This is a genomic window from Rhizobium sp. M10, assembly GCF_002531955.1.
Classification (GTDB): domain Bacteria; phylum Pseudomonadota; class Alphaproteobacteria; order Rhizobiales; family Rhizobiaceae; genus Rhizobium; species Rhizobium etli_C.
In genome coordinates this window covers 196,289-209,825 of sequence record NZ_NWTA01000011.1, presented here as the reverse complement: position 1 = coordinate 209,825, position 13,537 = coordinate 196,289, and the positions used below count along the sequence as shown (strand labels likewise).

The window sequence follows — 13,537 nt, the reverse complement described above, 5'->3', positions numbered from 1 at the left end:
CGCGCCAATCGGCAAGCCTGCAGCCCTGCAAGCTCTCTACCCATACATCAGACAGTGGCAGTTGACATCTTAAAAATACCGAGTAATCGGTAGGTTTAATGATCAAAGCGCCCGGATCGCGTCTTGGATCCGGAGTCGTAGCAGGGAGGTTTGCATGATCGATTCCATTCTCGACCAGATGACGCTCGAAGAGCAGGTCTCCCTTCTGTCCGGCGCCGATTTCTGGACGACGGTTCCGATCGAACGCCTCGGCGTGCCGAAGATCAAGGTGACGGATGGACCGAACGGGGCGCGCGGCGCCGGCTCGCTGGTTGCCGGCGTCAAGGCGACCTGCTTTCCCGTCGCCATCGCGCTCGGCGCCAGCTGGAATCCCGAACTTATCCATCAGATGGGCGCAGCCCTTGCGCGCCAGGCAAAGAGCAAGGGTGCCGCAGTGCTGCTGGCGCCCACGGTGAACATCCATCGCTCCGGCCTCAATGGACGCAATTTCGAATGTTACTCCGAAGACCCGATGCTGACCGCCGAGCTGGCCGTTGCCTATATCGAGGGCGTGCAGGGTGAAGGCGTCGCAGCGACGATCAAGCATTTCGCCGGCAATGAATCCGAGATCGAGCGGCAGACCATGTCTTCCGATATTGACGAGCGGACGTTGCGCGAAATCTACCTGCCGCCCTTCGAACAGGCTGTGCGTCGCGCCGGCGTCATGGCCGTCATGTCCTCCTATAACCGCCTGAACGGCACCTATACGAGCGAGCATCAGTGGCTGCTGACCAAGCTGCTCCGCGAGGAGTGGGGGTTCGACGGCATCGTCATGTCCGACTGGTTCGGTTCGCATTCGACTGAAGCGACGATCAATGCCGGCCTCGATCTCGAAATGCCGGGTCCGGCGCGCGACCGCGGCGACAAACTGGTCGCGGCCGTGCGCGAGGGCAAGGTCGAGGCCGAAACAGTACGCGCTGCGGCGCGGCGCATGCTGCTTCTGCTCGAGCGGGTTGGCGCGTTCGAGAAGAAACCCGATCTGAGCGAGCGGGCGGTCGACCTGCCGGAAGACCGGGCGCTGATCCGGCGTCTCGGCGCGGAAGGCGCCGTGCTCCTCAGGAATGACGGCATCCTGCCGCTTGCCAAAACCTCCCTCGATCGCATCGCCGTCATCGGCCCCAATGCCGCAAGCGCGCGCGTGATGGGCGGCGGCAGCGCGCAGATCGCCGCGCATTATACGGTAAGCCCGCTCGACGGCATCCGCGCCGCCCTCTCCAACGCCAACAGCATCAGCCACGCGGTCGGCTGCCGCCACAACCGCCTGATCGACGTGTTCAAGGGCAAGATCTCGGTCGAATATTTCAAGGGCCGCGGCTGCAAGGGCGAGCCGCTGCATGTCGAAACGGTCGACAAGGGCGAATTCTTCTGGTTCGAGCTGCCGTCGGGCGATCTCGACCCTGCCGATTTTTCGGCCCGGATGACGATGCAATTCGTGCCGGAGGAGAGCGGCGAGCATGTCTTCGGCATGACCAATGCCGGCCTGGCGCGGCTCTTCGTCGATGGCGCACTGATGGTTGACGGCCGCGACGGCTGGACGCGCGGCGAGAACTATTTCGGCACGGCCAATGACGAACAGCGCGGGGCAGTGCCGCTCGAGGCCGGCCGGTCATACAAAATCATCGTCGAATATGAGCCGTCCACTGCGACCGAGGAGGGCATTAACCTCATCGCCGTGCGCTTCGGTGTGGAAAAGCCGCTCGGCGAGGCCGATATCGAGGCGGCCGTCGAGACGGCGCGGAATGCCGATGTGGCGCTGCTCTTTGTCGGCCGCGACGGCGAATGGGATACGGAAGGGTTGGACCTGCCCGACATGCGGCTGCCCGGCCGACAGGAGGAACTGATCGAGCGGGTTGCCGCCGCCAACGCCAACACGGTGGTCGTGCTGCAGACCGGCGGTCCGGTGGAAATGCCCTGGCTCGGCAAGGTTCGCGCCGTGCTGCACATCTGGTATCCGGGGCAGGAACTCGGCAATGCCGTCGCCGACGTGCTGTTCGGCGATGTCGAGCCCGGCGGACGCCTGCCGCAGACCTTCCCGAAGACGCTTGCCGACAATTCGGCCATGACAGGCGATCCCGCCGTCTATCCCGGCCGGGATGGGCATGTGCGCTACGCCGAAGGCGTCTTCGTCGGCTATCGTCATCACGATACACACGCCGTCGAGCCGCTCTTCCCCTTCGGCTTCGGCCTCGGCTATACCCGTTTCCGCTGGAGCGAGCCGCGGCTGTCGGCCGGCGAAATGGGTTCCGATGGCGTCACCGTCAGCGTCGACCTGACCAATATCGGCGACCGGGCCGGCTCAGAACTGGTGCAGCTCTATGTGCGTTCGCCGAAGACCAAAGTGGCGCGGCCGTACAAGGAGCTGCGCGCCTTCGCCAAGTTATCGCTGCAGCCCGGCGAGAGCGGCACGGCCGTAATGCAAATCCGGCCGCGCGATCTCGCTTATTTCGACGTCGAAGCCGGCGCTTTCCGTGCCGAAGCCGGCAATTACCAGCTGGTCGTGGCTGCGAATGCTGCGGATATCAGGTTCGTGCGCGATCTGCCGTCACCATCCAGCTACGAATTGCCGCCCTCTTAGAATAGGAGGCCCGGGATACGGTTGGCGCGTCTACGCGAGCGTCGAGTGGTCCAATCTGCGATCAAGCCGCGTCCGGCTGGGCACGAAGGTTGGTGACGACACGCCGGTTCTGCACCTTGCAGGAGCGGTCCGTGCAGTCGCGAACTTCTCGATCGTTGCCATAGCCCTTGGCCCACATGCGCTTCGGGTCGACGCCCTTCGAGGCGAGATAGGCCATCGCCGCGTCGGCGCGCTTCTGCGACAGCGTTTCCATCTGGGAGGCAGAACCGGAATCGTCGGCAAATCCCTGCAGCTTGAGCAGCCAGGTCGGGTTTCTGTTGAGCCAGGCGGCCTGGTTATCCAACGTTGCCATGGCGACGGAATCGAGGGTGGCGGAGTCCTGCTTGAAGTAGATCCGCCGGCCGACATTGAGGATGAAATCCTCTTCGCTGCCGGCCGCGACGTTTTCGAACCCCGGCGCCGGATCATTGGTCTGGCCGGTCATCGGCGCCGCAGTCGGTTCTTCCAGGGAGGCGATCTCGGTGGTGGAGCAGGCGGCAAGCGCCAGGAGCATGGCCGCGGCGAGAAGGCGGCTCGTGTATCCGGTCGTAGCAGACATCAGGTGATATTCCTTATTCGACCGGCGTTGTTTGGCTGACCTGCGTGGTGCTTTCGGCCTGGTCGGCGATATGCGGCAGAACCTGTACCGCGGTGCCGATGGGGCAACGCTGGTAGAGGTCGATGGCATCTTCGTTGAACATGCGGATACAGCCGCTGGAGGCGTCCTTGCCGATGCTCCATGGCTCCAGCGTGCCGTGGAAGCGATAGCCGGTATCGACGCCGTCACGATGCAGATACATGGCGCGAGGCCCGAGCGGATTCTTCGGTGAGCCGCCCGCGACGAATTCGGGCAGTTCAGGATGGCGCTTGCGCATCTCCGGCGGCGGCGTCCAGCGCGGCCACAGCGATTTGGCGTCGATCGTGGCGCGGCCGAACCATTTGAACCCCTCGCGGCCGACGCCGACGCCGTAGCGAATGGCGGTCTTGTTCTCCATGATTACGTAGAGAAAATGGTGTCTTGTATCGACGACGACGGTGCCGATCGGCTCGCTGCTGAAATATTTGACGACCTGGCGGTGCCACTTCCTGTCGATCTTGGCGAAGTTGGTCCTTCGGAACGTCACGCCATTGTCGACGAGGGTGCCGTCAAAATAGGACGACGCCGCGGCGAATGCCGGTTTCCGAACTGCAGCAGCGCCAAGTAACGCCAAACCACCAAGCAAAATTTCCCTGCGTGTCCCCAGCATCGGCAATATCCCCCTTAAAGCCAAGCAGCGGAATATCAGTAAATCAGATTTTTCATTGGGGACAACAGAAAATTATTCTCCTTCCTAAAGACCGGGATCGAGTTGCGGTCTTCTGGATAGATTTGCTTCGATCGTTACCCGGGAGGAGAACGCTACACCCTGCAAACCCGCAGACCATTTGAACGGATGGATACTTGTCAGCAGTCCTGACACCGCTTCGAAAATATCTGCGTATGCGGTCGACCGCGCTCGCGGTTCCAGGAGCGAGTGCCGTTGTTCGGGTTATGCATCGTTGAGATGGCAAGCCGACAGGTGCCCCGGTGCAATTTCCTTTTTCACCGGCGCTTCCAGACGGCAGCGATCCATCGCAAACGGGCATCTCGGATGGAAGTGACAGCCTTCCGGCGGGTTTATCGGGCTGGGGAGTTCGCCATCGACGGGCTTGAACCGTCGCTTGCCGGGTTCAATGCGCGGCACCTCGGCCAAGAGCGCTGTCGTGTAAGGATGATTGGGCCGGCTGAAGACCTCCTCGACCGGCGCCTCTTCGACGATCCGGCCGAGATACATGATCGCAACGCGGTCGGAAATATGTTCGACGACGCCGAGATCATGGCTGACGAACAAATAGGTCAGGTCAAGCTTGTCGCGAAGTTCCATGAACAGGTTGATGACCTGAGCCTGGATGGAGACGTCGAGCGCTGCGACGCTTTCGTCACAGACGAGGAACTTCGGCTGCACGGCGAGCGCGCGCGCAATATTGACGCGCTGCCGCTGGCCACCGGAAAACTGATGCGGGTATCGCTTTTTCATGGCCGGGTCGAAACCGGCCAGCATCAAATATCTGTCGACATAGGCGTCGCGTTCCGTCGAGCGGGCAAGTCCATGCGTTCGAGGCGCTTCCCAGATAAGCTCCTCGACGGTCATGCGCGGATTGAGAGCCGCCATCGGGTTCTGGAAGATCATCTGGCTGGCGAGACCGAACTGATGCTGTTCGCCTTTCGACATGGCGCTTCGGTCGATCCCCTTCCAGAGAATGTGGCCCTGGCTCGGCGACGTGATCCCTGCAATGGCGCGGCCGAGCGTCGACTTTCCGCAGCCGCTCTCGCCGACAAGGCCGACAACCTCTCCGGGTCGAATGCTCAGGCTGACATTATCGAGCGCATGAACGATAGGTGCCGGTTTGGCCAGCCTGAGCTTGAGCGCGATCTTGGCGGCGAGGTCGGGCTTGGCTCCGAAGCGCTGCGACACGTTCCTCGCTTCGATCAGGGGCGTGGCGATCGCCGTCATCATGCTATCTCTTTCGTAACGGGATGAATGCAGCGGAAGGAGCGGTCGCCTTCCTGCATGAGCGCCGGCATGACCAGACAGCCGTCGGTCGTCCGGTCACAGCGCGTACGAAAACTGCATCCTTGTGGAAGGCGGTTGATTGCCGGCGTCATGCCACGAATCTGGTGGAGGGGCTCTCCGCGTCTGTTTTGCGAAGGAACGGACGCGATCAGACCGGCAGTGTAGGGATGGTGAGGATCGGTCAGAACCTTGCCCACCGGTCCGGTCTCGACGAGACGGCCGGCATACATGACGGCGATCTCGTCGGCCAATCTCGAGACGATCGCCAGATCGTGGGTGATCCAGATCACCGCCGTATTTCCCTCTTCCGTGAGCCTCTGGAATTCGGAAATGATCTGGCTCTGGATCGTCACATCAAGCGCCGTTGTCGGTTCGTCGGCGATGATAAGGTCCGGCTTGTGAAGAAGCGCAATGGCAATCGCCACGCGCTGGCGCATTCCGCCGGAAAACTGATGAGGATAGGCGGCAAGCCTTTCTTCGGGGCTTGGTATGCCGACCAGCGCCAAAGCATCCCGCGCCCGCTGCCGGGCTGCATCCTTCGAGACGCGGTCGTGCGCCTGGACGGCTTCCACCATCTGCGTACCGACGGTCAGGACCGGGTTGAGCGTCATCATCGGATCCTGGAATACCATGGCGATCCGCTTGCCGCGCAGCTGCCGCATCTCCTCGTCCGAATATTTCGCGATGTCGGCGCCGTCGAAGATGATCTGGCCGCCGGCCACCCGGCCGGGCCTATCGAGGAGCCGCATGATCGAGAAGCCGGTCACCGACTTTCCGGATCCGGATTCTCCCACAAGACCCAGAACCCTGCCGCGCTCCACCGTGAACGACACGTCGTTGACGGCGCAAAGGCTGGGGCGTCCCCTGCCGCCGCCGAATTCGGTGACAAGATTGCTCACTTGCAGCAATGGGGTCATGACATGTTCCTCGGGTTGAGCACATCACGCAGCCGGTCACCGACGAGATTGATCGCCGCGATCGTGACCAGAAGGGCAATGCCAGGAAAGAAGCTGATCCAGTAGAGGCCCGTCAGAAGATACTGGTAGCCTGTCGAGATCAGCATGCCGAGCGAGGGCTCGGTCACGGATGCACCGAGACCGAGGAAGGACAAGGTTGCTTCGAGACCGATTGCCCTGGCGATCTGCATGGTGGCGATGACGATGACCGGCGCAAGACAGTTCGGCAGCAGGTGCCTGAAGAGGATGCGCCATCCGGGCAGGCGCAGCATCCGGGCCGCCTCGATATATTCCTTCTCGCGCTCGACCAGAGCGGTGCCGCGGACCGTGCGGGCATAGGTCGCCCACTCGGCGATGATCAGTGCGATCACGACATTGGGCACGCCCTTGCCGAGCACGGCGAGCATCATCAGCGCCATCAATATGGTGGGAAAAGAGAGCTGCAGGTCGACGAGCCGCATCATCGCGGTTTCCGTGCGTCCTCCCATGTAAGCCGCGAACAATCCGGCGGAGGTTCCGATGATGGCAGCGGCGAAAGCCGACAGAACACCCACCAGCAAAGAGGTGCGCAGCCCATAGAGGATGCCGGACAGGATATCGCGGCCCTGGCTGTCGGTACCGAGGTGATAGACGAGCCCGGTCATGGATTCCGACCCCGGCGGCAGTCGTCCATCCATGATGTCGAGCTGCATCAAATCATAGGGATTTTGTGGAGAGATCCATGGCGCAAACAGCGCCAGGCAACAGATGATCAGCAGCGTGAGGAAGGCGATCGCGGCTGCCGGAGAGCTGAAGAAATCCGCGACCCCTTTCGACAGACGACTGGGTTCGGGCGTTGGAGCGCTTGTGTCTTGCGTGTGTGGTTCGGCCATGGGGTCAAGCCTTTCCTTCCAGCCGGACCCGCGGATCCAGAAGGGTATAACAGATGTCGATGATGAAGTTGAGGACGACGAAGAGCAGCACCATCATCATCAGGTAGGCGACGATGACGGGGCGATCGAGAAGGTTGATCGAGTCGATGATCAGCTTGCCCATGCCCGGCCACGCAAAGATGCTTTCGGTGACGACCGAAAAGGCGATGAGTGACCCGAACTCGAGACCGATGATGGTCACCACCGGGATCATCAGGTTCTTGAGAACGTGCACGGAAATGATCCGCCGCTCTCGCAATCCCTTGGCGCGGGCAAACTTCACATAGTCCTGGGGCAGCACCTCTTGCACGCCGGCACGGGTCAGCCGCAGAATGAGCGACGTCTTGAACAGAGCCAGGTTGAAGGCCGGCAATAAAAGGTGCCGGATGCCGTCCCCGGTCAGAAACGACCATTGTGCACCAAGCAGTTCCTGCGTCGGGCCGCGGCCATTCGTCGGCAACCAGCCGAGCTCGACGGAAAACACCATGATCAGCATGAGGCCGACCCAGAAGGTCGGGAGCGAGAAGCCCAGAATCGAGCCGCTCATGATGAGCTTGGAGGAAATCCGATTGGGGTAGAGCCCCGCATACAGCCCAAGCGGCAAGCCGAACAAGAGCGCGATGCCGAGAGCCGTGATCGCCAGTTCGAGCGTTGCCGGGAGACGTTCGAGGATCAGACCCAGCGCCGGCCGCCCATAAACGAAGCTGTTGCCGAAGTCCCCGTGCAGAAGTCCTTGGAGAAAGAGCAGATACTGTTTCCACAGCGGCTGATCGAGACCGTAATGCGCGATAACGCGTGCCCGCTCCGCCTGATTGGCGTCGGGGTTGATGAGGATGTCGACCGGATTGCCGATCACATTGACGCCGATGAAGACAATGATCGTCATCGCGACAACGACGAAGAGCGCCTGTATCAATCGCCTGATAATGGATGTGATCATCGAACCTCTCCTTAGGCGACGGAGATCGCCATTCCGTCGCGCTGCGGATCGGCGGCGCCTTTGGAGACACCGCCTTCAATCTTGATCGCGTGGACTGCGGCGAATGCGTATGTCTGCGGCGACCGCGCCACCTGGTAGCCCTGCGTCCGCAGCTCGTCCTCGACAGAGTGTCGAATACGATTGCAGATGTCGATCGTGTTTGACACCCCTACGATCCTCGGCGCCGAGACGGCTTCGAGCACGGACATGTCGAAATCGATCATGTTCATCAGGCATTGCGCAACGGCGGGCGCTATATAGCTGCCGCCCGGCGCTCCGATGACGATGCTGGGCTCGTCACCCTTGAAGACGATCGTCGGTGCCGCCGAGCTTGGACGCCGCTTGCCGGGCGCGATGGAGCCGGGTTTGCCCGGAACCGGATTAAAGCGGCTCATCGTGCCATTATACATGAAGCCGAGGCCATCGGTGATCGCGCCCGAGGGACTGCCGAGGGTGTGGGTCATCGCGACGGCGTTGCCGTCCTTGTCTATCACCGAGATGTGGGTGGTGTCGCGCTGCGAGCCATCAAGACGCGAAACGCTGGCGACCTCGCCTGCCTTGATCGCGTGGGCATGCGCCTGCGCATGCTCTTTCGACAGCAGCCTTTCATAAGGCACGTCGACATAGGCGGGATCGCCCATATGCGCGTCCTTGTCGATCGTCATTCGCTTCATGGCTTCGAACAGGATGCGGACATGCTCGGCGCTGCCATGCTGCAGCGAGCCGACGTCGAACTGCTCCATGATATGCAGGAGTTCCAGCATCGGGAAACCTGAGCCCGGGGGCGGTGAGGTGGCAATGCGGTTGTGGCGATAGTCGCCCCAAACGGGTTTTACCTTCGACAATTCGTAGCGCGCCAGATCTTCCCGATCGATCAAACCGCCATTTGCCTTGAAATCGTCGGCGATCTGTTCGGCCAGGTCGCCGTGATAGAAAATGTCCGACCCGCCGCTTTGCGCGATGCGTTCGAGGGTTTGCGCCATATCCTTGTTGACGAGCAGGTCGCCGACGTTCTTGAGCATGCCGTCGGCGTCGAAGTAGGTTTTCCGCCCCGTTGCGGAAAAGCGCAGCTTGTCGATCGTGTTGGCGAAACCGTCGTTCGCCTGGTCCTTGGCCCAATACCAATGCATGTGGTTTCGGATCATGAAACCGTTGCGGGCCAGCCGGATGGCCGGCTTGATGAGATCGGCCCACTCGAAGGTGCCGTAGTCGCGCAGCGCGGTCTCATAGCCCTTCAGCGAGCCGGGGGTGCAGACGGCAAGGTAGCCGATATCGGAGATATTGCCTTCAAGAACGTAGCCGAAGCCGTCGCGGCTCTGGTGCTTGATCTTGTCGAGCCACATGTCCGGCGCAGCCTTCAGCGGCGCGCGCGCATAAAATTCGAGGATCTCGTGCACGCCCTTTTTCGGCATGTAGACATGCATGGAGCCGAAGCCGCCAATGCCCGCCATTTGCGGGTCGACCACGCCCTGGACGAAGGCACAGGCGAGTGCTGCGTCGATGGCATTGCCGCCGCGCTCGAGAATTTCCGCGCCGGCTTCGACTGCCTCCGGCTGAGGCGCCACGATCGTAGCATTTCTCATTTCGCGCGCCGATCTTTCAGCACCTTTGCCAGGAAGGCCTTGACGTTACCGAGAACTTTCATCCGGTCGTGAGAGACACCCGGAACACGATCGAACGTCACAACGACACCCGCTTCGCGGAATGAGCTCGCCAGGGCGGCAAGCCGCTCGGGCCGCGTTTTGCCGGCATCGTTTGCGCCATCCATATAGTATTTGCCGCCCGGCTTATGGGTGATTTCCCAAGTCTCCAGATCGGCGTCGCCGACGATCATATGCACCGGCAGCTTGGCGAGCTCTTCCGGCCGGAAGGACTTGCCGAAGCGCGCCTCCAGATCCCGGATGCCGACCCACCAGTCGCGCGTCGGATCCAGAAGGGTGACGGAACCAGGTGCGCCGATCGATGCCGCCCAGAGCTTTTCCGGATGGAGGATGGCGAAACGGTGCACGAAATGGCCGCCGCCGGAGAAGCCGAACATGGCGAATTTAGACCAGTCCTGACGGTATTTTTCGGCCACTTCCTCGACCATGGCAAGGACGACGCGATCGTAGCGGATGTCGCCTTCCTCGAGAAACTTGTAGCCCGAACGCGCACCATCACCGAGAACGCCAACCGGGAAGATCGGGCAAAGGATGGCACAGTCGTTGTAGAGCCCGAATTCGGCAAAACCGTCGCGGAAGTCGATGGCCGACGTGCGCCCGGTGCCGTGGACCGCGACCAGGAGGTCGAGCTTGCGGCCGTCCGCCGCCGTCGGCGGCACATAAAGCACCATATGGAGGCGGGGATCGGCCTGAGAGGCGAAGATGGCCGTCTGGCCATAGTCATAGATGGCCTTCGCCCGGGCGACGGCTTCGCCCGTTCCAAGTTCCTGCATGAATGTCTCCTGGGAGATGAAGAAAGGGCGGCCTCGGCGGCCCATGCTGCTGTTTTAAACCGCGCCGCATCGATTGGATCGATGCGACGCACTTCAAATCTTTATTTGTCCCAAAACCGCGGCACGCGTTTGGACGACATGCATTAGTCCGCCGGCTTCACGTCGTAAGCGAGCGTATATTTATCGCCGCGCGGGGTGTAGGACACGGTCTTCTTGGCACCCAGCACGACGTTTTCGTAGTGCATCGGGAGGAGCCAGAGGTTGTTGAAGGTCTCGGTCGACAGTTCCTCGAGAAGGGGCGTGCGTTCGGCTTGATCGAGCGTCGAACTGGCCTTGGCCAGCACCTCGTCGATCTTCGGATCGGACACGCCGCCGCCGTTATATCTGCCGGTCCCCTTTTTCTCGTCGCGCGTCGCGACGAGCGCAACAGTCGGATTGGTGGTTTCGCCGGTGTTCACACCCCAGGAGCCGAAATAGGTGCTGTAGGTGCCTTTTGAATAGGCTTCCGAATACATCGACCAGGGCAGGACCTCGACTTTCGATTTGATGCCGATGCGCGTGAACATCTGGCCGACCGCCTGCAGAACTTCGGCATCCTTGACGTAACGGCCAGAGGGACCATGCAGGGTCAGGCTGAAGCCATTCGGATAGCCGGCCTCGGCCAGAAGCGCCTTGGCGGCGGCGGGATCATAGCTCACCTTCTCGACTTTTTCGGAATAGCCCGCATAGCCTTGGGCGACGAATTGGTCGGCCATCGTGCCGTTCTTCTGCATGACGCGGTCGACGATTGCCGGCCGGTTGATCGACATCAGCATTGCGCGACGCACCCGTTCGTCCTTGAGCGGGTTCTTGTCGAGATCGGAACCATCCGCAGCCTTCACGAAAGGCGAAACATCACGGCTGACATCCAGGCCAAGATAAACGAAGCGGGAAGACAGGCCGTTGATGATCTGCAGATTATCGCTCGCTTCCACGCGTGCCATTCCATCGGCAGGAAGGGTTTCGACAATGTCGATCTCGTTGGAAAGAAGCGATGCCAGACGGGCGCCGTCATCGGGCAGGAAGCGGAGCGTGACGTTCGACCAGTGCGAGGGGCCGGCGAAATAGCTGTCATTGCGCTTCAAGGTCAGGTTGCTGCCTGGCGAATAGGAGACGAAGGAATATGCCCCGGTTCCGATTGCACACTTGCCGTTGTCGAAATCCTGGACCGGCGCCTCCTTGCAATCGGCGCTGATAATGCGAATTCGGCTGACGGAATTCAGCAGGATCGGATCCGGAACCTTGGTCTCGACGACGATGGTATAGGGATCCGTGGCCGTAACATCGACAATATTGCGGGTGTAGGAAGCAAAGCTCTGGCTGGGCTTGTCGCGGGCACGCAGAAGCGAAGCAATGACGTCATCGGCGTTGAACTCGCTGCCGTCATGGAATTTCACGCCCTTCCGCAGCTTGAATTCCCAGTGGGTAGGGTCGACGACCTTCCATTCGGTGGCGAGTTCCGGCGCATTTGCCGACGTTCCCGTGAGGTTTATGAGGCTGTCCCAGATATGGCGCGAGGTCGCATTGTTTGGCGCCGAACTGTCTTCATGGGGATCCAGCGTCGTCGGCGTCGTCGACATCCCGATCGTCAGCGGGGCCTCCTGTGCTGCGACCATTGCAGGAACAGCGATCGTTCCGAGCAGCCCGATCGCTGCCCGCGTCAATGTTTTTGCGGCCATTTCTTCCATCCCGGTTTAGCGTTTTTAGGCCGACCTAATTTGGTCGGTGCGAGCAGGTTCCCGTCTACTCTCGACACAAATTGGTAAGGAGGCCTCAAGGGGCTGTCAAACGCAAAACAAGCGCGTTACGATAGGCGTAATTCGAGAAGCCGCCATTTATTCGGAATTCCTCACGGAGAAAACTTTGATCCCATGGACAAAACACCACCGTCGAAAAGCGATATCGTGCAATCTGTTGATGTCTGCATCGAGGTATTGCTGAATGTCGCCAAAAACCCGGATATCAGACTGACCGAGGTGGCGCAGAACCTCAGTGAAACCAAGCCGAGAATTTTGCGTATGTTACGCACACTGGAACGGCGCGGCCTGGTGCGGAAGAGCGATACCGGCACTTACCGGCTGGGGACAACTGCGATCATTATCGGAACCGCGGCGTCGACGCAGGTTGATCTGGTGCGAATAGCCAATCCTGTTCTTGAAGAAGTAGGCCAGAAGGCGAATGAAACGACCCAGCTCAGGATCATCGACAATGGGGAATCCCTGTGTATTGCAAAGTTCGAACCGATGCGCGACTTGCGGGTGCAGGCAATGATCGGTCGAAGACGGCCGCTCACGGCAGGCTCGTACAAGGTGCTTCTCGCCTATCTCCAGCCCCAGGTGCAGATGCAAATGATCCCCGAGACCTTGCCGCGGCTGACCAAGCGTACGATTACGGATCGAAGCAAGTTGGTCGCTGAATTGGATAAGATCCGCCGCCAGGGATTTTGCGTGAGTTACGGTGAAGTGAGCGAGCAGCTCGTCTCCGTCTCAGTGCCGGTTCTGGCATTCGACGGATCCGTGATCGCCGCGGTGAATGTCGGCGCACCGGCCTTCCGCACGCAAAAAAGCGACGTCGACCGCTTTATCGTTCTGCTGAAGGAGGCCGCCAGCAAGATATCGGCCCGACTGGGATGGTAGAGGTTTTCGGTTCGACGCCCCTCTGGCGAACCAAAGCTCAGCTCGTTTGTTAAGCAAACTTAGGCAGCGTCTCCCGGCGGCAACTGTCAGGTCGATATCATTGACCGCCGTAAAGCAGTGCGCGCGTGAGCGGCTTCATCGATTTCAATGTCAATGCCGGGTCGCTTTCTCGCATCGCCGATAAAGGCTGACCGTAGGATATCTGTCAAATGGTCAGGCTGGTGGTGGCGCGTCGGGCACCGGCTTCGTAGCCATATCCCTCGCGAAAAACGGCGTCCCCGGCGAGCGCATTGTCCACTTCCAATTTGGTGTTTGTGCGGTTGAACCCAAGGCAG

At 60.7% G+C, this 13,537-nt stretch carries 11 protein-coding genes; 2 read left to right on the top strand and 9 right to left on the bottom strand.

The genetic code is table 11. The features are described from left to right. The first annotated feature begins 154 nt into the window (after positions 1 to 154). A complete protein-coding gene (locus tag CO671_RS19550; protein ID WP_097607287.1) occupies positions 155 to 2,614 on the top strand; it encodes a beta-glucosidase in 2,460 nt (819 codons plus the stop codon). A 61-nt stretch (positions 2,615 to 2,675) separates the two neighbouring features. Here the strand turns inward: CO671_RS19550 and CO671_RS19545 are convergent, their stop codons facing one another. The 9 genes from CO671_RS19545 to CO671_RS19505 form a co-directional block, all read right to left on the bottom strand. Beyond that, positions 2,676 to 3,212 (bottom strand): OmpA family protein, encoded by a 537-nt coding sequence (locus CO671_RS19545; RefSeq protein ID WP_010031899.1) that lies wholly within the window; start codon positions 3,210 to 3,212, stop codon positions 2,676 to 2,678. 13 nt (positions 3,213 to 3,225) lie between these two features. After that, a complete protein-coding gene (locus tag CO671_RS19540) occupies positions 3,226 to 3,900 on the bottom strand; it encodes a L,D-transpeptidase (RefSeq protein WP_097607286.1) in 675 nt (224 codons plus the stop codon). A gap of 282 nt (positions 3,901 to 4,182) precedes the next feature. After that, positions 4,183 to 5,187 (bottom strand): ABC transporter ATP-binding protein, encoded by a 1,005-nt coding sequence (locus CO671_RS19535; RefSeq protein WP_097607306.1) that lies wholly within the window; start codon positions 5,185 to 5,187, stop codon positions 4,183 to 4,185. Next, complete coding sequence (locus CO671_RS19530) at positions 5,187 to 6,164, bottom strand: ABC transporter ATP-binding protein (RefSeq protein WP_097607285.1); 978 nt, start codon at positions 6,162 to 6,164, stop codon at positions 5,187 to 5,189. The genes CO671_RS19535 and CO671_RS19530 overlap by 1 nt, the downstream gene beginning before the upstream one ends. Then, a complete protein-coding gene (locus CO671_RS19525; protein ID WP_097607284.1) occupies positions 6,161 to 7,075 on the bottom strand; it encodes an ABC transporter permease in 915 nt (304 codons plus the stop codon). The genes CO671_RS19530 and CO671_RS19525 overlap by 4 nt, the downstream gene beginning before the upstream one ends. Positions 7,076 to 7,079: 4 nt before the next feature. Next, positions 7,080 to 8,054 carry an ABC transporter permease gene (locus CO671_RS19520; protein WP_097607283.1) on the bottom strand — a complete coding sequence of 325 codons (975 nt, stop codon included), beginning with the start codon at positions 8,052 to 8,054 and terminating at the stop codon, positions 7,080 to 7,082. A gap of 11 nt (positions 8,055 to 8,065) precedes the next feature. Then, positions 8,066 to 9,676 carry a gamma-glutamyltransferase gene (gene ggt / locus CO671_RS19515; RefSeq protein WP_097607282.1) on the bottom strand — a complete coding sequence of 537 codons (1,611 nt, stop codon included), beginning with the start codon at positions 9,674 to 9,676 and terminating at the stop codon, positions 8,066 to 8,068. Continuing rightward, the gene (locus CO671_RS19510; protein WP_097607281.1) at positions 9,673 to 10,527 is read right to left on the bottom strand and encodes a hydrolase; all 855 of its coding nucleotides are present in this window, start codon (positions 10,525 to 10,527) and stop codon (positions 9,673 to 9,675) included. Before CO671_RS19510 ends, ggt begins: the two co-directional genes overlap by 4 nt. A 143-nt stretch (positions 10,528 to 10,670) precedes the next feature. Next, the gene (locus CO671_RS19505; protein WP_097607280.1) at positions 10,671 to 12,245 is read right to left on the bottom strand and encodes an ABC transporter substrate-binding protein; all 1,575 of its coding nucleotides are present in this window, start codon (positions 12,243 to 12,245) and stop codon (positions 10,671 to 10,673) included. A 192-nt stretch (positions 12,246 to 12,437) separates the two neighbouring features. On the opposite strand from CO671_RS19505, the gene CO671_RS19500 reads away from it, so the two are divergent. Next, a complete protein-coding gene (locus CO671_RS19500) occupies positions 12,438 to 13,202 on the top strand; it encodes an IclR family transcriptional regulator (protein ID WP_010033788.1) in 765 nt (254 codons plus the stop codon). Positions 13,203 to 13,537 lie beyond the last annotated feature (335 nt).